Genomic DNA, 23,443 nt, shown 5'->3' with positions numbered 1-23,443 from the left:
ATGACGATGGAACCGGGGCGCAGGAATCTGATCACCGATGTGACCGGCCTTCTGGTAGGAAGTGCGCAGGACGATGCGCTGAAATCCGGCAGCACGGTGGTGATGGCGGACAAACCTTTCACCGCCTCCGTCCACGTGATGGGCGGTGCCCCCGGCACGCGCGAGACGGACCTGCTGGCCCCCGACAAATCCGTTGCCGCCGTGGATGCGCTGGTGCTCTCGGGAGGCTCGGCCTACGGGCTCGACGCCTGTTCCGGCGTGGTGGACGGGCTGCGCGCGGTGGGGCGGGGATTTCGGGTTGGTCCGGCCACGATCCCGCTGGTGCCGGGCGCGATCCTCTTCGATCTGCTGAACGGGGGACAGAAGGACTGGGACGAGAACCCCTACCGCGCCCTGGGACGGGCGGCGTTCGAGGACGCATCGGAGGACTTCGCGCTTGGCACGTCGGGCGCCGGAACGGGGGCCCTGACGGGGATGATGAAAGGCGGTCTCGGATCGGCCTCGCTTGTTCTGCCGGATGGATGCACGGTGGGGGCGCTGGTCGCGGCAAACCCGGTGGGGGCTGTCACGACCCCCGGCGACAAGCACTTTTTCGCAGCACCTTTCGAGATTGGCGAGGAGTTCGGCGGCCTGGGGCCCGACCCCGCTTCCGGGCTCGGTTTGACCCTGCAAAGCCGGAAGATGCGGGCCATGTCGCTGCGTGAGAACACGACCATCGCCATCGTCGCCACCGATGCCACCCTGACCAAGGCCGAATGCCAGCGTGTCGCCACCGCCGCGCATGACGGCATCGCTCGCGCCACGGTACCCGCACATCTGCCGCAGGATGGCGATCTGGTCTTTGCACTCAGCACCGATGCGAAACCGCGGGGCGATGTGGGGCTGATCGGCCATGCCGCCGCGCTCTGTCTTGCCCGCGCCATCGCCCGCGCGGTTTACGAGGCAAAGCCCGCGCCGGGCGACCTGCTGCCCTGCTGGAGAGACCTCAATGCCTGACCTGCCGCTCGATGACATCACGCTACACTACGAGATCGACGGCAGCGGTCCGCCGCTGATGTTGCTTGCGGGTATGCTGAGCGACAGCGCGACGTGGACACCGCTTTTTTCGCTGTTGACCGACCGGTTCACCGTGATCCGCCCCGACAACCGCACCACAGGCCGGACTGAACCCAAGGACGCGGCAGCCGACTGCGCCCTGATGGCGAAGGATGCGTTGGCGCTGATGGACCACCTCGGGTTTGAGCGATTTCACTGCGCCGGTCACTCCCTTGGCGGGTTGCTGACGCTTGAATTGGCCAGCGCGCATCCGGAGCGCGTCGCTTCGGCGACCGTGCTCGCCTCGGGGCGGGTGCGTGCGCCGCGGACCGCCGCGCTGTTCGATACGCTGCTCGCGATCCGCCAGGCGCCGAAGGGTGAGGAGATGTGGCTGCGTGCGCTTTATCCGTGGATCTTCGGGCACCGGTTCTTCGAGGACCTCGCCAATATCGAAACAGCGCTGGAGGCGGCGCTGGCCTATCCGCATGCCCAGACGCTGGATGCCATGGCGCGGCAGATCGCGGCCTTCCGGGCGTTCCGACCCGAGGCAGAACCGGCAAATATCACCAGCCCCACGCTTATCCTCTACGCCGGGCAGGACATCATGGTGCCGCCCGACGCGGCGCGAGCGAGCTTCGAGGCGTTACCCAATGCGGAGCATCACGTGATCGGATACGCAGGCCATTCGATCATCTGGGATGCGACCGAGGAGGTTGCGGCGCACCTGCACCGCTTCCTCTCGGCACATCCTATTGCGTGAAAGAGGGGCTTTGCGCCTGAACGCCGTCAGGCGCGGGGCCCGATTTTGACCTCGATCTCCCCGATCCCCTCGACCCCGCCGGTGATCACGTCGCCCGGCACCACTGCACCAACACCTGCGGGCGTACCGGTCATGACAAGGTCTCCGGGTGCAAGGGCCATGCTGTGCGACAGGATCGACACATGCTCTTTCACGGACCAGATCAGGTCAGCGATATCGGCGTCCTGTCGCAGCTTGCCGTTGACGGCGAGCCAGATGCGGCCCCTTTCGACACTGGGCACATCGGCAATCGGTTTGATCGGCCCGATGGGTGCTGATTGATCGAAGGCCTTGCCCCAGTCCCAGGGGCGGCCCATTTCCTTGGCCTCGCCCTGCAAATCGCGGCGCGTCATGTCGAGACCGACAGCCGCGCCCCAGACGTGTTCCATGACATCGGCCTCGGCGATCTCGGAGCCGCCCTTGCCGATGGCGATCACCAGTTCGATCTCGTGGTGGAGGTTCTCCGTCAGTTTCGGATAGGCGATGGTGCAGGGGGTATCCAGCGCGGCATCGGCGGGCTTGGTGAAAAAGAAGGGTGCCTCGCGCGTCGGGTCCTTGCCCATTTCCCGCGCGTGCGCCTCGTAGTTCCGGCCCACGCAAAAGATCCGGCGAATGGGAAAGCGGTCATCGGTGCCCTGAACGGCGAGGCTGGCCTGCTGGGGCGGTTCAAAGACGTATGACATGGGCGGTCCTTTCCGTGGGATGATTTGCACCACACCGAACACCGCCCGCGCGATGGCGTCAACATCGCCTCGGCTGTCGCGCGTTCCGCGTCTGGCTTCGGTTGCCATGCACCCCCACCGCAGTTCCTGTGTTGAACCGGGGACGTCACGAAACCTGGCGTTTGATGGTACCACGAACTGCCGCTTCTCAGACAAAACAGAACGACGGCTGCGGGACGGTCAGTGGGAGCGATCAGACCCGGGTGAGAAGCTCCATGTTTTCGACCCCGCGCATCAGCTGACCGGCGTAGGTCTCTGCGTCGATATTCGCCCCGCAGACCACGACGCCGACCCGCTTCCCAGCGAGTTTGCCCCTGAGCGGACCGAAAAGCCCCGCAAGCCCGGCCCCCGCCGCAGGTTCCACCGCCAGTTTGGCGTCCTGCTGAAAGATCACCATGCCCGCGCAAATCGCGTCGTCGCTGACAGTCACGATGTCATCCACGAAGGCCTGGCAGAGCGCGTGGCCCAGCGGCAAGGCCATCGGCGCGCCAAGGCTGTCGGCGATGGTCTGAACCTTGTCCAGCGTCGCGGGTGCACCTTCCGCGAGGGATTTCGACATGCTGGCCGCGCCTTCGGGCTCAACGCCATAGACCTTGCAGGCTGGATTGATCTGTTTCACGGCTGCCGCGATGCCGCTGATCAGCCCGCCGCCGCCTACGGTGACGATCACGGCATCAAGGTCGGGGACTTGCTCCATGAACTCCAACCCTACACCGGCGGTCCCGAGGATCGTGCCCTCGCCCTCGAACGGATGGATAAAGGTGCGTCCCTCTTCCGTGGCCAGCCGTTCAGCCTCGGCAAATGTCTCGGCACCCGGGGCTTTGAGAACAATTTCGGCCCCCTCTTCGCGGGCGCGGGCAATCCGGAAGGGATTGGCATTGTCCTGCATGACGACCTTGGCCGACAGCCCGGCCATGCGCGCGGCCCAGGCCGCCGCAATGGCGTGGTTTCCCGCGCTGGCCGCTGTGATGCCGAATGCCCTCCTGCCCTCCGGGATCGCCCGAACATTCGACAAGGCACCCCGCGCCTTGAAGGTGCCGGTGTGCTGGAAACACTCCAGCTTGAGCATGACAGAACCCCCATCGAGGGCCGTATCCACCAAGGCAGTTTCAAGCGGGATGACCGGTGTGCGCCGCACGCTTTGCGCCAGCTCCGCCGCCCGTGTCCGAATGGCCTCCAGCGAGATCGTGCCGATTTCTGCCGCCTGCATGACTTCCAGTCTCCCCGAATGTACTTTCCAACCCTTCAATGCGGGTCTTTTGCGTCGCAAAAGTCAACAAAATTCATGGCTTGGCAAAAACCTGCATGTTGCGACCATCCCCTGGGGTATTGTCGCTTGCAACTCGGTGCCGCGGCAGCCTAACAGGGGGCGTCTCAGCGGCGCGACCGGGCGCAAGGACGAAAAGGACAGGCGATGACAACCAACGAGATTACCCCGGTGATCCTTTGCGGTGGATCAGGGACACGTCTTTGGCCGGTCTCGCGGAAAAGCTTTCCCAAGCAGTTCATCGACCTGATTGGTGAGGGCAGCCTTTTCCAGCAATCCAGCAAGCGGCTCGCAGGTGAGGGGTTCGCCCCGCCGATCGTTGTCACCAATTCCGATTTCCGGTTCATCGTGACCCAGCAGTTGCACGATGCGGGCATCGACCCTGGTGCGATCCTGATTGAACCGGAGGCACGCAACACCGCGCCTGCCCTGCTGGCGGCGGCGCTGGTCGCGGCGAAGGACGATCCGGATCAGCTGATGCTGGCTGCCCCGTCGGATCACTACATCACCAAGGCAGACCGCTTCTGCGAGAGCGTGCATCGTGGCGTTGCTGCCGCGCGCGCGGGTCAGATCGTCACATTCGGCATCACCCCGGACCGGCCAGAGACGGGTTTTGGCTACCTCGAATTGGGCGAGGGCGCGGCGCATGGCGCACGGCCGCTCAAGCGGTTCGTCGAGAAACCGGAACTGGCCGAGGCTGAGCGGATGCTTGCCGCGGGTGGATACCTTTGGAACGCGGGCATCTTCATGTATTCCGCGCGGACATTGATCGACGCCTTCGCCAACCACCAGCCTGAGATGCGCGGGCAGGTTCAGGCCTCCGTCAACGAAGCACAGCCTGACCTTGGCTTCCTGCGCCTCGATCCCAAGTCTTGGGCCAAATGCGAAGATATCTCGGTCGATTTCGCGATCATGGAAAAGGTCGATAACCTGTCGGTCGTCGCACACGACGGTGACTGGTCCGACATGGGCGGCTGGAATGCCGTGCATCAGCATGCTGAACGGGACGCGCAGGGCGTCGCCCTTCAAGGCAAGGCGCATGCGGTCGATTGCAAGGACACGCTGCTGCGTTCGGAAAGCGGTGCGGTGCAACTGGTGGGCCTTGGCCTGCAGAACATCGTCGCCGTTGCCATGCAGGACGCGGTGCTGGTCGCGGACCGGAGCCGCACCGCCAACCTTGGCGACGTGGTCAAACAGATGCGGGCGGCGCACGTGCCTCAGGCGGACAATTTCCCCAAGGATCACCGCCCCTGGGGCTTTTTCGAGACGCTGATCCTGTCGAAGTCATTCCAGGTGAAACGCATCGTGGTGAACCCCGGTGCCGCCCTGAGCCTTCAAAGTCACAAGTTCCGGTCAGAACACTGGATCGTCGTGGTGGGTACCGCCAAGGTCACCGTGGGCCCCGACAAGGACAACCTGAAGGTCCAGTTGGTGCATGAGAACGAATCCGTCTACATCCCGCTGGGTGCCATCCACCGCATGGAGAACCCGGGCGACACACCGATGGAGCTGATCGAGGTGCAGACCGGCAGCTATCTGGGTGAGGACGATATCGTCCGCTATGAAGACGTCTATGCCCGGGGGCAGGGAGCGAAGGGCTGACCGTTACTTCAGCAACTCCTTAAGATAGCTGCCGTAGTCGTTCTTTTCGAACATCTCGGCGCGCTTTAGCAGGTCCTCATCGCTGATCCAGCCGCGCTCGTGCGCGATTTCTTCCAGACATCCTGTTTGCAGCCCCTGCCGCTGGGTGAGCGTGCGCACGAAGTTCCCCGCATCCAGCAAGCTCCCGTGTGTTCCGGTGTCGAGCCAGGCATAGCCGCGTCCCATACGTTTCACCCGCAGGTTACCCTGGGCGAGGTACATCTCAAGAAGCGTCGTGATCTCCAGTTCACCCCGCGCCGACGGTGTCACGTCGCGCGCCATCCGCGGGGCTTCGCCATCGAGGAAGTAGAGCCCGGTGACCGCGTAATTCGACGCGGGATTCTCGGGCTTTTCGATGATCGTCTGTGCCACGCCCGCCTTGTCAAAACCGACAACACCGTACCTGCGGGGGTCCGAGACGTGATAGCCGAACACCGTCCCGCCCTCGGTATGCGTATCGGATTCCGCCAAAAGCTCGGGCAGGCCGTGACCGAAGAAGATATTGTCGCCCAGCACCATCGCCGAGGGCGCACCGGCAAGGAAATCCTCCGCCAGGATATAGGCCTGCGCCAGCCCGTCGGGCGAAGGCTGCACGATGTAGGTAATCGAAATGCCCCACTGGCTGCCGTCACCGAGCGAGCGCTGGAACTGCTCCTGATCCTGCGGGGTGGTGATCATCGCGATCTCGCGGATGTCCGCCAACATGAGCACCGAGATCGGGTAGTAGATCATTGGCTTGTCGTAGATCGGCAGCAGTTGCTTGCTGATCCCCATGGTGATCGGGTAAAGCCGCGTGCCCGATCCACCGGCCAGAATGATGCCCTTGCGTTTGGTCATGTCAGCGCTCCGAGGTCGTGGAGAATATCTTTGAGGCTCGCCCGCCAGTCGGGTCGGCCGATGCCGAAGGCCGCTTCGGTCGCGGTGCAGTCCATGCGCGAATTGAGCGGCCTGCGTGCCGGTGTCGGGTAGTCCGACGAGGGGATATCGTTCACCTGGCAGGTCAGTCCCGCCTGCCCGAAAATCTCGCGCGCGAAATCCGCCCAGGAGCAATCCGGCGCGCCAGAGAAATGGTAGGTGCCGGACTTCTCAGGTGATGTGCGTAAAGCCTCGCAGATGCCATGGCAGGCCCGCGCGATATCCCGCGCCGCCGTCGGCCCGCCGATCTGGTCTGCGACCACGTTCAGCGTCTCGCGCTCTGCCCCAAGGCGCAGCATCGTCTTGACGAAGTTGTTGCCGTGTGCGGACACCACCCAGGACGTGCGCAGGATCGCGTGGGTCCCGCCTGCGGCGCGCACCTTCTCCTCACCTTTCAGCTTTGAGCGACCATAGGCCCCCAGCGGGCCGGTCGGGTCATCGGGCTTCCAGGGGCGCTCACCATCGCCTGCAAATACGTAATCCGTCGAAATCTGCACGAAAGGAATGTTCAGCGACCCGCAGGCCCGTGCCATCACGCCGGGCGCGTCGGCGTTGATCAATGTCGCAAGCGCCTCTTCCTCTTCCGCCTTGTCCACCGCCGTATAGGCCGCCGCGTTGATCACGGCGCTCGGCACATGGGCGTGGATCGCCGAGGAACATTGTTCCGGCACCCGCAGATCCGCCTCGTCCCGCCCGATGCAGGCCGTCCCCGGCAACAGCGCCAGTTCACGCGCGACCTGCCCGGTCTTGCCCAAGACGAGAATGTTCATGCTTTGGTTCCCAGACGTTGGCCCACGCCGTCGCGCGATTGCAGGGCGCGCCACCAGTCTTCGTTTTCCAGGTACCAGCGCACCGTCCTCTCCAGCCCTTCCTCCAGCGTCACCGAGGGACGCCAGCCCAACTCGTTACGAATGCGGCTGGGGTCGATGGCATAGCGCAGATCGTGCCCCGCCCGGTCCTGAACGAAAGTAATCTGGTCTGCATAAGGCGCATCCTTTGGCAGCATACGGTCCAGTATGGTACAGACCGTCTTGACCAGATCAATGTTCCGCGCCTCGTTCTCCCCGCCGATATTGTAGCTGCGGCCCAGCGCCCCCTTCTCCAGCACCAGAAGCAACGCGTCGGCGTGATCCTCGACGAAAAGCCAATCCCGCACGTTCAGCCCCTGCCCGTAGACGGGGATTTCGTTGCCTGCCAGTGCGTTCAGGATCACCACCGGGATCAGTTTCTCCGGAAAATGAAACGGCCCGTAGTTGTTCGAACAATTGGTCAGCACCACCGGCAGCCCGTAAGTCTCGTGCCATGCCCGTACCAGATGATCGCTCGCCGCCTTGGACGCAGAATAGGGCGAGCGCGGATCATAGGGCGTTTCTTCGGTGAACATCCCTTCTTCGCCGAGCGAGCCATAAACCTCGTCGGTCGAGATGTGATGAAACCGAAACCCCTCTGGCCTGCCCTGCCCCACCCAATAGCCGCGCGCGGCCTCGAGCATGTTGTAGGTCCCGGTGATGTTCGTCTCGATGAAATCGCCAGGGCCGTCGATGGAGCGGTCCACATGGGACTCCGCCGCCAAATGCATCACCGCCTCGGGGCGATGCCTGGCAAAAACCCGGTCCAGCGCGGCCCGATCACGGATGTCGACATGCTCAAAAGCGTAAAACCTGCTGTCGGCCACCGACGCCACGTTGTCGAGACATCCGGCATACGTCAGCGCGTCGAGATTGATCACCTCATGGCCCAGGCTTACCGCGAGCCTGACGACCGCCGATCCAATGAACCCCGCACCCCCTGTTACCAGTATCTTCATGACGCGCCCTCGTAGACAAAGGGGCTGTCGAAATCAGCCATCAGCGGTGCCTTTTGGTCCTTTTCGGAAAGCACCGCCTCGCCGCTCAACCCCCACTCGATCCCGATATCGGAATCATCGAACCGGACCGCACCGTCACATTCGGGGGAATAGTAATCGCTGCATTTGTAGATGATCTCGGTGTCCGGCACGCGGGTCGCGAAACCGTGCAGGAACCCTTCGGGAATGAGCAGTTGCAAACCATTCTCGGCCGACAACTCGTAGCCAACCCACTCCCCGAAGGACGGACTGCCCTTGCGCACATCAACCGCCACGTCAAAGAGCACCCCCCGCCCGCAACGCACCAGCTTGGCCTGGGCATGGGGCGGCGACTGGAAATGCAGCCCGCGCACCGTGTTCACCGCCGCCGAAATCGAATGATTGTCCTGCACGAAATCAATATCGATCCCGTGCTCCAGCATCCGCTTGCGGTTCCAGCTTTCGCTGAAAAATCCGCGCGCGTCGCCAAAACGTGGCGGGTTCAGCAACACCACTCCGGGCAGCTTCGTCTCGGTCAGAAAGTCCACGGGGTCTGCTCCATCCCTGTTTGGCGTCCATTGGTAAGACACCAACAGGGTGGAGGGAACGGTTTAACGCCGGTTTTACGTCTTTTTCTTGGTTTTCCGGGGCGGCGTTGCGTCACTATCCCATCCCCGCCCAACACCTGGGCGAGGACATCTTCCTCGCTCAAGCCCTCCGGTATTTCGACCCGTCCAAGCCCCGGCAGCATGACGCTGCGATAGACCGGTTCCACTGCGTCTCTCTTGCTCATCTCATTTCCCCAATGTTGAAAGCGTGAACAGCCGGTTCGACCCAAGCCGGTTCTCGACGTAAAGCTTGGGCACGCTGCCGCTGTTGTCGATGGACAGGTTGATCTTGCCCGCCGCACCGGTCGTCCCGGTCAGCACCCCTGTCGAATAGGTCAGCGTCCCCGGCGGGTTTGCGAACATCTGGCCAAAGTTGCTCGCCCCCGTCAACGTCCCGCTGATCGCGACAAGATAAAAGCGACCCTCAAGGTTCACGCTCAGCCACAGCATGATGCGCGACGGGTTCGACCACGGGATGTTCACCGACCAGACGGAATCGTTCAGGATGAACACGTCGGAGAAATAGGACTGCCCTTGCGGGAACTGCACCCCGCCAGTAGCCGAATCGACGTTGATCGCCGTCTTGAAGGCTGAGCCGTTGGCGCTGACCTTGACCGAGAAATTGTCGTTGCCTGCCGTCCCCATCTCTGCCCGACCCGAGAACCCCGTCTGAAACAGCAGGCTGGCCGTATCCGCCGCCGTCGCCTTGTTCAGCTTCAGCTGATGGCCGCCGCCCGCGTTGTTGAGCAGCGTCGCATTCGAGGACACCGCCAGCTTGTTCGTCGCATCCGCCGTCGTGTTGATGCCCACCGCAAGCACGTTCTGCAGGTTCAGCACCCCCGCCGTGCTCTGCCAGTCCGTCCCGTCAAACCGCACCTCATCGCCCGTCGTGGCGATATCCGCGCGCCAGCCCACGCCGGGCGCAAAGAACTGCCAGGTGCTGTCGACCCAGACCGCAACGTTCTGATCTTGCCCGGCCCAGGCGCCTGTCGCGCCCTGCGCCACGATATAGCGATCGCCCGGCGCAGGCTGACCCGGTGGCGCGGTCAGCGTGGTGTCGATCACACTGAGCTGGGTGACCGCGTCCAGAATGCGGAGGGCTTCGTTGTGGGTGACATGCTTTTGCGCCTGCGCGGGCTGGATGTAGGGCAGCGAAAGAATGGGGGACGTCTGCGACATATGCTGTCCTTTGATGCGTGAATGAAATCCGAATGGCGCGCACCCTGTGGCAAGCGCGTAAAGATCGGCTGAGACCACCGCTCGGACGCGCGCAAATTGAGGCAACATTGATCTTCTAAAATCCGCGGAAAGCGCCCAGAAACCGCCATCAATCGACCGCATGTGCCGCACCTTTCTGACGACACTCCGCAGCCTGTCTTGTCGGAGCGGTCTTATGGTCAGAGCCACTTTCTCACAGCACGGCGCATTGTTCTCGGCAGAGGAATTCGGCCTTGTGGGCCTGAACGATATCCGGATCGTCGATGGCGCACGCGGGCCGATGCTTTTTGCCGCGACACGGGGCGACGGATGGCTATCGGCCTATGATCTCGGGAGGACGCCCGGGCAGTCATCGCTGATACAACACTGGCGGATCGGGCCGGAGTTCCTGCAGCTTGAAACCACCGATCTGGTGTTGCGCGAGGTGGGCAATACCCAACAGCTCTTCATGGCGGGACTGAACAACAGCAACCTGGCCGGCATCCGCCTGGACAGCGACGGCTTCGGTGCTGCAATCGACGGCAGCCTGTCGTTCTCCGCCGCAGGCCGCAATCTGAGCGGCCTGTCCGAGATGGAGCTGATCAACGATGGCTCCACCGGACTTGGGGCGCTGCGCACGGGCGGCCTCGTCAATATCTCCTTCGGCGCGGGCAGCACGCTGAACGTCTCGAACATTTATCAGGGTGCCGCGATGCAGGGCGAACGCGCGACCGGCATCGCCACGGCCACGCATGACGGGCAGACCTACGCTTTCGTCACCTACTAGGGGGCCGATACTATCAGCATGTTCAAGCAAGGCACGAACGGCACCATGCAGCATGTCACGGACGTGGGCACTGGCGCGGGCTTCTGGGTGGATCGCCCGGGCGCAGTCGCGGTAACGTCAGCGGCCGATGGCAAGCTCTATGTGGTGGTCGCAGGCGCTGGCAGCGATTCGCTGACGACCTTTCAGGTCTCCCCGAACGGCATGGTCCCTGTCGATCACCTGATCGACAGCCGCGACACCCGTTTCGCTGACGCGAGCCACGTGACCAGCGTCACAATTGGCGGTCATAACTTCGTCCTTGCCGCAGGTTCCGACAGCGGTGTGAACCTCTTTAGCATGCTGCCCGGCGGACGCCTTCAGCACATCGATGCCATCCCCGGCTCCATCGAGACGCCCCTGCGCGCGATCACCTCGCTCGATGCCATGGCCACGCCCGACGGTATCCGTCTCTGGGTCTCGACCGAAACCGCCCCCTATCTCGCCGAATTCTCCGCCGCCCTCCCGAACCTCGGCGTCACCATGGGGGCCACCAACGCGGGCAATCGGCTCCAGGAAACCTCCGGCGACGACGTGCTCTCGGGCGCATCCGGTATCGATCAGCTTTATGGCGGTTTCGGCAACGATATTCTACTCGACGGCGCAAATGCTGATGTTCTGCGCGGCGACGGCGGGCGTGACACCTTCGTTCTGGTCGAGGATGGTGCGCGCGACGTGATCAGCGACTTCCAGCTTGGCTTCGACCGGATCGACCTGACCGATTTCAGCCAGCTGAGCGGCCTCGGCGCCATGACCATCACCCAGCGCAGCTGGGGCGCCGAAATTCGCATCGGTTCGGAAATCCTCGAAGTGCGCTCCGCCGATGGCCGGGCGCTCAGGGCAACCGACTTCGACAGCTCCAACCTTATCGTCGGCAACCGCATCCAGACCGACCCTGCAATCTATCCGGGCGGCACAGGCGATCCGCGGCCCGATCCGAACCCCGGTGTGATCGAGAACCCATCGGGCACCAACCCGGACACGCTCTCTGCCCCCTGGCAGAACGAACCGACCTTCACGCTGACACGGGGGCAGAACGACTTCATCGGCACGAACGGCGCCGATGTGATCCAGTCAGGCAGTCAGAACGACCGCCTCTTCGGCGGCGGGGGCAACGACTCGATCCAGTCGGGCTGGGGTGTTGACCGGATCGACGGCGAGGGCGGAAACGACCTGATCGACGGGGGCGGCGATGCGGACCTGCTGATGGGGTCGGCCGGTTTCGACACGATCATCGGAGGGGGCGGAAACGACACGATCTCAGGCGGTACCTTTGCGGATTCCCTCGATGGTGGTGACGGGAATGACACCATCCTCGGTGGCGACGGCTTCGATCAGATAACCGGTGGCAACGGGGACGACCGCGTCTGGGCCGGCGACGCGCCCGACCGCATCTACGGCGGCGAGGGCAACGACTGGCTCAGCGCCGGCAGCAACGTGGGCTTCAGCGTGGATGGCGTCTCTGGCGAAGGCGGGAACGACACGCTCTTCGGTAACGCAGGCTTTGACCTTTTGAATGGCGGCGACGGCGATGACATCCTTGATGGCGGACACCAGTCCGACAACCTCTACGGCGAGGATGGCAATGACACGCTGCTGGGCGGCTTCGGCTTTGACCGCCTGTTCGGCGGGCGGGGGGATGACCAGATTTTCGGCGGTGATGCGGGCGACGGACTTTTCGGGCAAGAGGGCAACGATACGCTCTGGGGCGGCGAAGGGGGAGACCGTTTCTTTGGCGGGCAGGGCAACGACATCGTCGATGGCGGCACAGGCGAGGATACGATCTATGCCGGTGCCGGTTTCGACACCGTGATCGGCGGCGAAGGAAACGACCTGCTCTACGGCAGCTTCAATGCGGACGAGTTCGTCTTCTCCGACGGCCACGGACAGGACACGGTGGCCGATTTCGAGACGGAGAATGTCAACGAGGTGATCGACCTCAGCAATGTCTCAGGGCTCAGGACGTTCCAGGATGTGATGGGAGCTGCCAGCCAGTCCGGCGCGGACGTGGTGATCAATACCGGCGCTGGCAATTCGATCCGGCTGCGCAACGTCCAGATTGAGGACCTGGACGAGAATGATTTCACCTTTTGAACCGGTGCCGAAAGGTCAGGCAGCCCGGGCGAATGCCAAAAGAACCCGGTTCGCAATCGCCGTAAAGGCGCGCGCCTGATCGTCGAAGCTGCTAACAGCGTGGGGAGGCCGGACACGGGTGTAGTCGCTCAGCTGTGTCTCGATCGCCTGGCGCAGGCCCTCCGAGGAGGCGCCGATGGGAATGAGTTTTTCCGGGACAACTGCCGGATGCTCCACCGTGCCGCCGCTGTCGGTCTGGATCACGGCAATTCCCCGCGCGATGGCCTCGCGAATGGCAAGGCCGAACGTTTCCTTCCACTGTGACATGAAGAGCAGCACGTCGATCTCTGCATAGAACGCGTCCATCGTCGATTGGTTGAACCGGGGATGAATGCACCAATCTCCGGACAAACCTGCGAGATCGCTTTCGCGCCACCAGCTGCCGTCAAGGCTTCCCTCGACAACGATGCCACGAAAGTCCTGCCGACTGAGGCCTTTGAAGGCGCGTTTGATCTGCGGCCATCCCTTGATCTGTGATGGACCGCCAAGATACCCGAAGGTCAGCCGCCCGTCCCTCCGGCGCCTGTCCCGCTGCCGGACAAAGAACGCCTCGCCTGGCGGGCGGACACCGTTTTCCCAGACCACGCCGAGACCGGGGGCAAAGCCCGAGGCCTCGCTCAGGTTCCGGGAAAAAGCACTGGGATAGGTGACGGCGGCCACTTTGCGGCTCATGTCTTGCAAGTGATTGAAGCGCATCTTGGCCGCCCAGAAATTCTCCGCGCAGCCCTTGCAGCCCTCGATGCGAACCGGGGATTGGCCGCAGTAGGTCTCGTCCATACGGATCATGAACTGCCTTTCACAAAGCCACCAGAAATCATGCACACTCAGGATTACCGGCACCTGCGCGGCTTCGGCGGCCGAGATCAGCCCGGTGCCGATCTCCTGAATGCAATGCGCGTGAATCAGATCGGGCTCAAGCGCATGGATCAGCTCGGCCAGCCGCGCGGTGACTTCGGGGTTGTCGTACATCGCCCCGTAACCTCTGCCCGCTGGAACGTTGATGAGATAATTCTCGATCCCGTTTTGCTGGGATTTCATGACAACGTAAGGCGCCAGATCGCTTCGCGCACAAAGCGATACCGCAGTGACGCGGAACGCCCCCTGCCGGATCAGCGCCTGCGCAACCTGTTCAGCCACCACCGTCGCCCCGCCGTAGCTGAAAGGAGCGAAGAAGACGTTCGCCACAAGGATATGGCGCTTGGTCATCCCTCGACCCAGTCGATCAGCTCGGGTGCGAAGATGTGCGAGGCATCCGATGCAGCCCAGCGCCGATCAAGATCGTCACGCGCGGCCCGACCCATCCGGCGCGCCCCCAATGGATCTTCGGCCAGTGCCCGGAGGGCCTCCAGCCACCCTTCCGTGCTTCGCACGATGTGTCCGGTGTCCCCGTCGCGCACCACCTGCGCCAGATCGCCGACGCCCCCGACGATCGAGGGGACGCCGACCGCCGCCGCATCGAGGACGCGCACGGCGCTTTTGCAGCGATTGAAGATATCGTCACAGAGCGGCATCACCGCGCTGTCGGCCCGGCGCAGAGTCTCCAAATATTTCTGATAACCGGTGAATTTGACGGACTCGATCTGACTCACCAAACCCTCGGGAAGATGGCGCTTGTCGAAATGACCGAGCACCAGAAGCCTATCTTGCGCGACAACTTTGGCACGCGCTGGCTGTCACGCGAGTTCGACACCGAGTGCGGCGTGAATGCGCAGGCGGTTGGAGATTGGATCGTTCAGAGTGCCAATGGCGTTGCCTATTCCACACATACCCTGATCGGCCCGCTGCCGAAACTGCCCGGCGTTGAGGTCATCCCCGTCCTCCTCCTGCGCGACCCGGCCGAGCGGATCGCATCTGCCTACCGTTTCGAGCGGGGTCAGGACGCGCAGACGCAAGGCGCGATCCTGGCGAAACAGCATGGCTTTCCAGGCTATGTACATGCGCGCTTGTCGCTGCCCGGGGACCGGCAATGCCGCAACTTCCAGACCGAGCGGCTGGCCGCGATGGCACCGGATGTTCCGGGGTCAGAGCTTGACCGTGCCTGCGCTGCCTTGCGGGCACTCATGCAAGCGGGTGTCCTCGGCCTTGTCTCGGACTTCGCTGGTGCGATGGCGCGGCTGCAGGACGTCGCGCGGCGATATCATCCCGCGTTCACCTGGCAACCGGTCAAGGCGAACGCCTCGGGTAAGGCCGCCGGCCAATCCATGTCTCCTGACATGCGGCAGGTTCTGCTTGAGACTAACAAAGACGACCTTGAACTACTGCGTCGGACGCGCGAGCTTTTGCGTCACGCCCCGACAGGCAGGCCTGCGCTCCATCCCGCGGGGATGCTGTAACCCTCCGCCGCAACTTCCTTGCAGATGCGGCGCACGTCACTGGCCACGAGATCGGGAAAGAAAACGGGCATCCGATGCTTCACGCTTTCGGTGAACCGGCCATCGAGGACCGATTGCGGATAGTCGAACGCCGGGATACCGAGAAAGTCTTCGATCCCGCGCAGGGTTGCTCGCTGATCGGCGTGCAGGTCTTCGTAAAAGAGCACCTTGAGCGTCTCCGGCGTAAGTCCCGCGCGCAGGTTCCGCAGGATCACGCCGTATTCGGCATTTACCCATATATGAGGTCTGCGAATGAATTCGTTGAACTCCTCCGGCCCCCAGCTATCGAGCTTGTCCAGATGGCCCGTGATCTGCAGGTGAAACTTCGTGTGGCTCCAAAGCCGCTGAACCGGATCACGCATGGTGAACAAGACCCGTAGCCGGTCACATTTGCGCGCGGTCTGCGGCCAAGCCTCGCGTGGGAGTTGCGCGTGCAGGTTCGAGAAGTCGCAGGCATAGGCATGCCCGTCGCGCATGTGAAACAGGTTGCGGTACCAGTAATCGTCAACCGGGCGTTCAAGGTAGGACCCGACCCAGCGTAGGTTTGCGCGGATAACGTCGATGTTCGCCTTTTCGGGATCGAAGCGGAACAGGTAACGGTTGCGCGCCTCGCGCAGTCGGTAGGCCTCGCTCAACTGGCCGGGATTGACGAAGCGGTGGTAGAAATAGTGAATTTCCTTTTCCATCGCGAAGTGCAGCGCGGGATGCCGCGCCAGCACCGCATAAAGCCAGGTCGTGCCTGCCTTCATGGCACCGACGCTGAGGAAAAGACCGGGGAAGAGACGCGGTTCACTCATGTTCAGGACCTTCCGCCTCGGCTTCCGAGAGCTCCGTCAACCGCCCCAGGATATCACGGTAAAGCCGATGATAGACCGGACGTTTGAAATGATTGAGGTCGATCAGGTCGGACGGTCCCGAGATATGATCCGCCGGATCGACCAGAATCACCCGCTCCCGCCCCTGCGCGATCTCCCGCAGGATGCGGTTGAGACGCGCGTGGTGCGGATGCAGCGGACGATCAGGAAGCTGGTAGTGCATGGGCCCCCGTTCATTTGCCAACATCAGGACAACCGTCGACCCTGGTGGCATCGCATCGAGGATACGGGCATAACGCTGCCGCATCTCATCCTCGCCCAAGAGGCCTTCATGGACAAAGTCGGCGCAGAGCGTCTCCAACCGCTTCCGCTGCTCATCCGTACGGGCCACCGCCTCCCGGAGGTCCTGACGGGCAATAAGATCGTGGTTTTGCGCGCCGACCAGCCAGTAGGGCACGCGCAGACCGCTTTCCCGGTGTCGGTAGACCGGGATATCTGCGTCGGCCCAGAAACTGAGGAAAATGAGCGGCCTGCCCGCAGCGATCGACCCGAGCGCGCTTTCGAAATCCAGCGCTGAATAGCCCAAAGCCTCGGCCGCGCGCAGCTGGTCGCCGGTCAGCCCGCCCCCGAGGGCGGGCGTCAGGAATGCGGTGTGGTCGCGGCGGAGCATCTGTCCGTTCTGGGGCTGGTTGAACTCCTCCACGAGGTGCCCGGTGTGCAGGGTGAAGTAGTGCATGAGGCTGGCAAGATCGCAGCCTCCCCGCGCGAATACCCGGTCGAACCGCAAGACAGGAGCGGGCGCATCGCTTGCCATCGCCTCGATAGGAGCGGGGGTGATCCAGTCGACAACGACATCCGGATCGGTGGGGTCAGAGAGCACCTCCCCAATGGGGGTCAACACGGGGCGGCCCAGAAAATCGTAGGTCCAATGCTCTATGAACATGTTCAGCGTCCGGCAGGAAAAGCAGAAATGCTCCAGCCGCCGGGCGTTGTTCAATCGTCGTGTCAGGTAGAAGCCGACAAACCCGTAGTCGCCGTAATCGTCCCGGACCCGGATCAGCCCCGCGTCTGTCGTATTGTGCGAAAGCAGCGCAAGCAGGTCTCTGCGCGCCGCTTCCATATCGTCCGGCAGGCGATTCTTGGTGAAATTGAGCTGGTTGGTGCGGTTGATCAGTTCGATCGCCCGATCAAGGTGCGCCTCCACGTCATGGTCGATGAAGACCCGCACATTCGACTGGCGCAGAAACGCTACGGTATCGCCCCCGAGAGTTTGCGCTGCCTCCGCCTTGCGCTCCTTGACCTTGTACTGCGCCAGCCGTGTCAACTCGGTATCTGCCTTGCCCTGCAATTGCGGCGCATCGCTAAGCTGCGCGATCAGCGCGGGTGCGCCGGTGTTCAGGCCGGGGTTCATATGCGCGGCCTGGGCGAGGTTCATCGAATTGTCGTCAAGAAAGAGGACGGAGGCAGGCCGCAGTCCGATCTGCGCAAGCATCTGCTGGATACGTGGGCCTTTCGGTGTCCAGTCGATGCTGGGAAAGACGAAGTAGTCCCAAAGCCCCTTGTCCCGCAGCAACGCCTCGACAGGCGCGAGATCGTTCTTGGAGCAGATCGCCGACAAGATCCCGCGTTTCGCCAGCTCGACCACCAGCGCATGGTGATCCATCCGGTAGCTGATCCCGCCCTCGGTCAACGTGCCGTCCCAGAATGTCTCGTCCAGGTCCCAGATCACAAGACGAATATCTTCTGCGAAGAGGGATGCGCTTTGCCGGGCCTCTGCCAATGCCATCTCAGAGCTTTCTCAGGTAGCCGTTGGGATTGGTGGTGGCGTTGGTGCCGAACATGTCGCAATAGGCTGTGTCGATCTTATAGACCTCTGGATACCGGTCGAGGTAGGTGGCCAGTGCCCGGCTTGGCCCGCCATCGAAACGGTCGGCGAGATCGAGTTCGGCCAACACGCCGTCCTCGATGATCAGGTATTCGCCAGCCAGCAGATGCCGCGCCCCGAAATCCAGCACCGCCATGCAAGCGTCATAGGTATGCGCGCTTTCCTCCGACAGGATCCACGGCCGCGGCAGATCGAAGAGCCAATGCGCCTCGAACGTCCGCTCCAGCGCCATCACGCCGCCTTGCACAAATCGTATCCCCTTGAACCGCTGATCGACCATCGGCGGCGCCCGGTCGATGGAGACGATCTGCGTCTCCATGTCGTACATCTTGGCCATGTCGCGGAACATCAGCGCGGAGCCACCGAATTTCGTCCCGATCTCGATGAACGTCGCAGGCTGCACCGCGTGAAAGAGATGCAGATAGAGCGCAATGTCGATGGGTGACTTGTTACACATCACGTCGCGATAGTGATACTGCATCACGCCGTTGTGGTAGGCCCCAAGCTGGGGCCGGGTGAAAGGTGTCTTGAAAGATCGGATCATTGTCAGCCTTCTGCCTGCCATCCGCCTTTGGGGCGCTGGCGCGGTTGCCCTACCCGCTCTCTTCTCGCCTGAAAACGGTAAACAGGGGATTAATGGCGGCGTTTTCTGGATAGTATTCCGGGCCGATCCGCCTAAGGTCGGCCCAAAGACGACCAAAGGAAGACCCCATGCATTTCGGCCTCAGCGAAGAACAGGAGATGATCGTCTCCACCGTCCGCAGCTTCGTGGAAAAGGAAATCTATCCCCACGAGGCCGAGGTCGAACGCACCGGCGAAGTGCCCGAAGGCTTGGGCGAAGAGATCAAGCAAAAGGTCATCAACCTTGGATTTTACGCCTGCAACTTCCCTGAAGAGGTCGGTGGCGCGGGCCTTTCCCACCTTGATTTCACCTTGGTCGAGCGTGAGCTTGGCCGCGGCTCCATGGCGCTCACCCATTTCTTCGGCCGCCCCCAGAACATCCTGATGGCCTGCAACGCCGAACAGCGTGAACGCTACCTGCTGCCCGCCGTGCGGGGCGAAAGGATGGACGCGCTGGCGATGACCGAACCTGATGCCGGGTCGGACGTGCGCGGCATGAAATGCTCCGCTGTGCGTGACGGCGGCGACTGGGTCGTCAACGGATCGAAACACTTCATCTCCGGCGCCGATCACGCGGATTTCTTCATCGTCTTCGTCGCCACCGGAGTCGACGACACCCCCAAGGGCCCCAAGAAACGCATCACCACCTTCCTGGTCGATCGCGGCACGCCGGGCTTCGAGGTGCGCAAGGGCTACAACTCCGTCAGCCACCGGGGCTACAAGAACTGCATCCTCGACTTCGACAACTGCCGCCTTTCCGACGCGCAGGTGCTGGGCGAGGTAGACGGCGGTTTCGCGGTGATGAACGAATGGCTCTACGCGACACGCCTCACGGTCGCCGCTTTCTCCGTCGGCCGCGCGCGGCGGTGTTTCGACTACGCCCTCAAATACGCCGCCGAACGCAAGCAATTCGGCCAGCAGATCGGCAAATTCCAGGGCGTCGGTTTTCAGATCGCCGACATGATCACCGAAATCGACGCCGCCGACTGGCTGACCCTCGCCGCGGCATGGCGCCTCGATCAGGGCCTGCCGTCGAACCGCGAGATCGCATCGGCCAAGGTCTATGCCTCGGAAACGCTTGCGAAGGTCACCGACACCACGCTGCAAATCTACGGCGGCATGGGCCTGATGGACGACTTCCCCATCGAACGCTTCTGGCGCGACGCCCGCGTCGAACGCATCTGGGACGGCACCTCGGAAATCCAGCGCCATATCATCTCGCGCGACCTTATGCGCCCTCTGGGGGCCTGATGCGCGACCTGTCGCGCCTGCTGCAACCCCAATCCATCGCCGTGATCGGCGGCGGAACTTGGTGCGCCAACGTGATCGAGCAATGCCGGAAATTCGGTTTCACCGGGGACATCTGGCCGGTCCATCCGACCCGAGAGGAATTCGCTGGCATCAAGGCATTCGCGAAACTCACCGAACTTCCCCGCGCCCCCGACGCGGCCTTCGTCGGCGTGAACCGCAACGCAACGATTGATGTTGTCCGTTCCCTTTCCGAAACGCATGCAGGCGGTGCCGTCTGCTTCGCCTCGGGCTTTTCCGAGGCTGCGGCGGAGGACGACACATCGAACGACCTGCAAGCCGCTTTGGTGCAGGCCGCAGGCAACATGCCCATCCTCGGGCCCAACTGTTACGGCTTCGTCAACGCGCTCGACACGGCGGTCATCTGGCCCGACCAGCACGGGTGCATCCCGGTGGATCGCGGCGTGGCCATCCTGACGCAAAGCTCCAATATCGCCATCAACCTCACCATGCAGCAACGCGCGCTGCCCATCGCCTACGCCATCACCTGCGGAAACATGGCGCAGACCAGCCAGGCCCAGATCGCCCGCGCCTTGCTCGACGACGACCGCGTCACCGCCATCGGCCTGCATGTCGAAGGTTTTGGAAATATCCCAGAATGGGAAACCCTCGCCCGCGACGCGCACGCAAGGGGCGTCCCCCTCGTCGTCCTCAAGGCAGGCGTCTCCGAACAGGCCCGCGCCGCCACCGTGTCCCACACCGCCTCCCTCGCCGGATCAGACGCGGGTGCGCAGGCGCTGCTCGACCGGCTCGGGATCGCCCGCGTGACCACACCCGCGATTCTGCTGGAAACACTCCAGCTCCTGCACTGCAACGGCCCGCTGGCCGGGAACTGGCTCGCCTCGATCAGCTGCTCGGGCGGGGAGGCCAGCTTGGTCGCAGATCTCGCAACGACGCGCGACCTGACCTTCCCGCCCCTCACGCCCGAACAGAAAACCGGCCTGCGCGCCGCACTCGGCCCCATGGTCGCGCTCAGCAATCCGCTGGACTACCACACCTACATCTGGGGCGATGTCGCGCGCATGACGCAAGCGTGGTCCGCCATCTGCGCGCTCGGCATCGACCTGACGCTCAGCGTCGTGGACTACCCCACCACCGACCGCAGCGCATGGCGCTGTACCGTCGACGCCGCCCTCGCCGTCCGCGCCCAGACCGGACGCCCCTTTGCCATCGTCGCCAGCCTGTCGGAGCTCATGCCACCAGACATTGCCGCCGAACTGATGGCAGGCGGCGTCACGCCACTTCACGGCCTTGACGAGGCACTCGCCGCAGCTGAAGCCGCCGCGCGCATCCGTCCGCCCCATGCACTGCCCGTCGCCCCAGCCCCGGCAATAGACGATACCCGGACCCTCACCGAGGCAGAGGCAAAAGCCCGCATCGCCAGCCACGGTGTCATCGTCCCTTGGTCCTGCCGATATGAGGTACGGGCCGATGGCATCGCCCCGATTTCCGACCCAAGAACCGAGCACACCGGCGACTGCTTTTACTCAGACACCTACGCCATCAAGGGCGAAGGCATGGCGCATAAATCCGAGGCCGGAGCCGTGCGCCTGAACGTTGCGCAAGAAGACTGGGAAAGCACCGCCCGCGACATCGGCACTCAAATTGTCCTTGTCGAATGCATGGTGACGGGTGGCGTCGCGGAACTCCTCATCGGCATCACCCGCGACCCCGCCCATGGTTTTGCGCTCACCATCGGCGCGGGAGGCATCTGGACCGAACTGCTGCGCGACACCGCTACGCGTCTGCTGCCAGTCACCGAAGGCGACATTCACGACGCCCTCAAATCCCTGCGCATCTACCCGCTGCTCACAGGGTTCCGCGGCAACCCCCCCGCGAACCTCTACGAGATCGAAACCGCGATCCTTGCCCTGCAAGATTACGTGCTGAACGGCCCCGACGCCGTGGCGGAGGTTGAAATCAACCCGCTCATCTGCACTCCTGACCGCGCCGTCGCCGCCGATGCCCTGATCACTCTGGAAGACAAAACATGACCGACAGCCCCATCAAGACCCGCCGCGAGGGCGCGATCCTCGAAGTCACGCTCGACCGCCCCAAGGCCAATGCCATCGACCTCGCCACTTCGCGCATCATGGGCGAAACCTTCCAGCAGTTCCGTGACGACCCAGACCTGCGCGTCGCCATCATCACCGGCGGGGGCGAGAAATTCTTCTGCCCCGGCTGGGACCTCAAAGGAGCCGCGGACGGTGACGCGGTCGATGGTGACTACGGCGTCGGCGGCTTCGGCGGCATCCAGGAAATGCGCGACATGAACAAACCGATCATCGCCGCCGTCAACGGCATCTGCTGCGGCGGCGGTCTGGAACTGGCGCTCTCCGCCGACATGATCCTCGCCGCCGATCACGCCACCTTTGCCTTGCCCGAAATCCGCTCCGGCACCGTCGCAGACGCGGCCTCGGTCAAACTCCCAAAACGCATCCCCTACCACATCGCCATGGAGCTTCTGCTCACAGGCCGCTGGTTCGACGTGCACGAGGCCAAAGGCTGGGGCCTCATCAACGAAATCACTACCCCCGATCAGCTCCTGCCCCGCGCATGGGACCTCGCCAGACTCCTCGCCTCCGGCCCCCCGCTGGTCTACGCCGCGATCAAGGAAATCGTCCGTGACGCGGAAGACAGCAAGTTCCAGGACACCATGAACCGCATCACCAAGCGGCAGTTGCGCACGGTGGACACGCTCTATGCGTCCGAGGATCAGATGGAGGGCGCACGCGCCTTCGCGGAGAAGCGCGATCCGGTTTGGAAGGGAAAATAGTGGTGCCGCTGAAGGGACTCGAACCCCCGACCCCATCATTACGAATGACGTGCTCTACCAGCTGAGCTACAGCGGCTTCCTGGACGCCATAAACCGTTAAAAATCAGAGATTTGTACTGACCTGCGACGTCTACCTTAGGTTTGCACTGAGCGTTCCTATCGTCAGGAAGCACAAAGCTCCGAACTCTGTCAACAACACAAATAGCCACAAATGTGTACCAAATGTGTGCCAACCGAAGCTTCACAAGGGAGTTCAAAAGTGAAGCACACTTAAGCTATCTCAGAGCTGAAACAGGGGGGGGGGCATGGGACAAGGGCCCTGTACGATATCACTTAACATGACCTCTGCCAGAGTTCAGACCCGGATAGTGTTAACCACATTTCGACAACTAACGGCAGTAAGGCCTCGGAGAATGCCTATCCTCGGTTTCATCGATGGCGAACTATGAGTTGATAATCCTGAGGTCATTGCAAGGCATTGCACCAAACGCTGGAACTGAAGCGGGTTCAAATGTAAAGCCTAGAGTACTACCCTATCTTGTCCTTCCCCCCTAGAACTGGGCCACTACGATGGCCGAGAGAGGGGGACAGAGAATGGCTCGGAAACGGTACTCAGACGAAGAGGTCCTGAAGCTTCTGCGTGAGATTGAACTGAAGCTTTCGGAGGGCAGTGATGTGCAGACAGCATGCCGCGCCGTCGG

General features: G+C 62.8%; 21 protein-coding genes and 1 tRNA gene. 9 read left to right on the top strand and 13 right to left on the bottom strand.

The features are described from left to right. Positions 1–6: 6 nt before the first annotated feature. Both AB2B41_RS00110 and AB2B41_RS00105 read left to right on the top strand, forming a co-directional pair. The gene (locus AB2B41_RS00110; protein WP_367876161.1) at positions 7–996 is read left to right on the top strand and encodes a P1 family peptidase; all 990 of its coding nucleotides are present in this window, start codon (positions 7–9) and stop codon (positions 994–996) included. Beyond that, on the top strand, positions 989–1,795 hold the full coding sequence (locus AB2B41_RS00105; protein ID WP_367875691.1) for an alpha/beta fold hydrolase: 807 nt from the start codon (positions 989–991) through the stop codon (positions 1,793–1,795). The genes AB2B41_RS00110 and AB2B41_RS00105 overlap by 8 nt, the downstream gene beginning before the upstream one ends. A gap of 26 nt (positions 1,796–1,821) precedes the next feature. On the opposite strand, the gene AB2B41_RS00100 is transcribed toward AB2B41_RS00105, so the two are convergent. Both AB2B41_RS00100 and AB2B41_RS00095 read right to left on the bottom strand, forming a co-directional pair. Further along, a complete protein-coding gene (locus AB2B41_RS00100) occupies positions 1,822–2,517 on the bottom strand; it encodes a fumarylacetoacetate hydrolase family protein (RefSeq protein ID WP_367875690.1) in 696 nt (231 codons plus the stop codon). 232 nt (positions 2,518–2,749) lie between these two features. After that, positions 2,750–3,766, bottom strand: coding sequence for a threonine/serine dehydratase family protein (locus AB2B41_RS00095; protein WP_367875689.1), 1,017 nt, complete (start codon positions 3,764–3,766; stop codon positions 2,750–2,752). Positions 3,767–3,970: 204 nt separating this feature from the next. Between AB2B41_RS00095 and AB2B41_RS00090 the strand changes: the two genes are divergently transcribed. Then, positions 3,971–5,425, top strand: coding sequence for a mannose-1-phosphate guanylyltransferase/mannose-6-phosphate isomerase (locus AB2B41_RS00090; RefSeq protein ID WP_367875688.1), 1,455 nt, complete (start codon positions 3,971–3,973; stop codon positions 5,423–5,425). Between the two features lie 3 nt (positions 5,426–5,428). Here AB2B41_RS00090 and rfbA read toward each other — a convergent pair whose 3' ends face one another. From rfbA to AB2B41_RS00065, 5 genes are all read right to left on the bottom strand, one after another. Further along, positions 5,429–6,301: a glucose-1-phosphate thymidylyltransferase RfbA gene (gene rfbA / locus AB2B41_RS00085; RefSeq protein ID WP_367875687.1), complete on the bottom strand. Its 873-nt coding sequence runs from the start codon at positions 6,299–6,301 to the stop codon at positions 5,429–5,431. Beyond that, complete coding sequence (gene rfbD / locus AB2B41_RS00080) at positions 6,298–7,149, bottom strand: dTDP-4-dehydrorhamnose reductase (protein ID WP_367875686.1); 852 nt, start codon at positions 7,147–7,149, stop codon at positions 6,298–6,300. The genes rfbA and rfbD overlap by 4 nt, the downstream gene beginning before the upstream one ends. Next, positions 7,146–8,186, bottom strand: coding sequence for a dTDP-glucose 4,6-dehydratase (rfbB, locus tag AB2B41_RS00075; RefSeq protein ID WP_367875685.1), 1,041 nt, complete (start codon positions 8,184–8,186; stop codon positions 7,146–7,148). Before rfbB ends, rfbD begins: the two co-directional genes overlap by 4 nt. Continuing rightward, on the bottom strand, positions 8,183–8,752 hold the full coding sequence (gene rfbC / locus AB2B41_RS00070; RefSeq protein ID WP_367875684.1) for a dTDP-4-dehydrorhamnose 3,5-epimerase: 570 nt from the start codon (positions 8,750–8,752) through the stop codon (positions 8,183–8,185). The genes rfbB and rfbC overlap by 4 nt, the downstream gene beginning before the upstream one ends. A 246-nt stretch (positions 8,753–8,998) precedes the next feature. Beyond that, positions 8,999–9,991, bottom strand: a complete 993-nt coding sequence (locus AB2B41_RS00065) for a DUF2793 domain-containing protein (RefSeq protein WP_367875683.1) — start codon at positions 9,989–9,991, stop codon at positions 8,999–9,001. 214 nt (positions 9,992–10,205) lie between these two features. Between AB2B41_RS00065 and AB2B41_RS00060 the strand changes: the two genes are divergently transcribed. Both AB2B41_RS00060 and AB2B41_RS00055 read left to right on the top strand, forming a co-directional pair. Beyond that, entirely contained in the window at positions 10,206–10,796 is a 591-nt protein-coding gene (locus AB2B41_RS00060; protein WP_367875682.1) for a hypothetical protein, read from the top strand. Between the two features lie 18 nt (positions 10,797–10,814). Beyond that, the gene (locus tag AB2B41_RS00055) at positions 10,815–12,926 is read left to right on the top strand and encodes a calcium-binding protein (RefSeq protein ID WP_367875681.1); all 2,112 of its coding nucleotides are present in this window, start codon (positions 10,815–10,817) and stop codon (positions 12,924–12,926) included. 15 nt (positions 12,927–12,941) lie between these two features. Here AB2B41_RS00055 and AB2B41_RS00050 read toward each other — a convergent pair whose 3' ends face one another. Both AB2B41_RS00050 and AB2B41_RS00045 read right to left on the bottom strand, forming a co-directional pair. After that, entirely contained in the window at positions 12,942–14,171 is a 1,230-nt protein-coding gene (locus AB2B41_RS00050; protein WP_367875680.1) for a glycosyltransferase, read from the bottom strand. Then, positions 14,168–14,596, bottom strand: coding sequence for a glycosyltransferase (locus AB2B41_RS00045; protein ID WP_367875679.1), 429 nt, complete (start codon positions 14,594–14,596; stop codon positions 14,168–14,170). The genes AB2B41_RS00050 and AB2B41_RS00045 overlap by 4 nt, the downstream gene beginning before the upstream one ends. Here AB2B41_RS00045 and AB2B41_RS00040 point away from each other — a divergent pair. Further along, positions 14,570–15,298 carry a hypothetical protein gene (locus AB2B41_RS00040; RefSeq protein ID WP_367876172.1) on the top strand — a complete coding sequence of 243 codons (729 nt, stop codon included), beginning with the start codon at positions 14,570–14,572 and terminating at the stop codon, positions 15,296–15,298. The two genes, AB2B41_RS00045 and AB2B41_RS00040, sit on opposite strands and share 27 nt — an antisense overlap. Here AB2B41_RS00040 and AB2B41_RS00035 read toward each other — a convergent pair. Genes AB2B41_RS00035 through AB2B41_RS00025 form a run of 3 tightly spaced genes read right to left on the bottom strand, consistent with a single transcriptional unit; the run spans position 15,250 to position 18,581 of the window. Then, on the bottom strand, positions 15,250–16,134 hold the full coding sequence (locus AB2B41_RS00035; RefSeq protein WP_367875678.1) for a sulfotransferase family protein: 885 nt from the start codon (positions 16,132–16,134) through the stop codon (positions 15,250–15,252). The genes AB2B41_RS00040 and AB2B41_RS00035 overlap by 49 nt on opposite strands. Then, on the bottom strand, positions 16,127–17,938 hold the full coding sequence (locus tag AB2B41_RS00030) for a hypothetical protein (protein ID WP_367875677.1): 1,812 nt from the start codon (positions 17,936–17,938) through the stop codon (positions 16,127–16,129). Before AB2B41_RS00030 ends, AB2B41_RS00035 begins: the two co-directional genes overlap by 8 nt. A 1-nt stretch (position 17,939) precedes the next feature. After that, positions 17,940–18,581, bottom strand: a complete 642-nt coding sequence (locus tag AB2B41_RS00025) for a CmcI family methyltransferase (protein WP_367875676.1) — start codon at positions 18,579–18,581, stop codon at positions 17,940–17,942. A gap of 167 nt (positions 18,582–18,748) precedes the next feature. Between AB2B41_RS00025 and AB2B41_RS00020 the strand changes: the two genes are divergently transcribed. From AB2B41_RS00020 to AB2B41_RS00010, 3 genes are read left to right on the top strand one after another with little or no spacing between them, the layout of a single operon-like run. Next, positions 18,749–19,909, top strand: a complete 1,161-nt coding sequence (locus AB2B41_RS00020) for an acyl-CoA dehydrogenase family protein (protein WP_367875675.1) — start codon at positions 18,749–18,751, stop codon at positions 19,907–19,909. Then, on the top strand, positions 19,909–21,960 hold the full coding sequence (locus tag AB2B41_RS00015; protein WP_367875674.1) for an acetate--CoA ligase family protein: 2,052 nt from the start codon (positions 19,909–19,911) through the stop codon (positions 21,958–21,960). Before AB2B41_RS00020 ends, AB2B41_RS00015 begins: the two co-directional genes overlap by 1 nt. Next, the gene (locus AB2B41_RS00010) at positions 21,957–22,742 is read left to right on the top strand and encodes a carnitinyl-CoA dehydratase (RefSeq protein ID WP_367875673.1); all 786 of its coding nucleotides are present in this window, start codon (positions 21,957–21,959) and stop codon (positions 22,740–22,742) included. The genes AB2B41_RS00015 and AB2B41_RS00010 overlap by 4 nt, the downstream gene beginning before the upstream one ends. On the opposite strand, the gene AB2B41_RS00005 is transcribed toward AB2B41_RS00010, so the two are convergent. After that, positions 22,743–22,818, bottom strand: a tRNA-Thr gene (locus tag AB2B41_RS00005). Positions 22,819–23,443: the final 625 nt, after the last annotated feature.

The sequence above is a fragment of the Sulfitobacter sediminis genome (genome assembly GCF_040811725.1).
GTDB classification, from domain to species: domain Bacteria; phylum Pseudomonadota; class Alphaproteobacteria; order Rhodobacterales; family Rhodobacteraceae; genus Sulfitobacter; species Sulfitobacter sediminis.
Note: the sequence above shows the minus strand (reverse complement) of the source record. Positions and strands in the feature narration are given on the sequence as shown.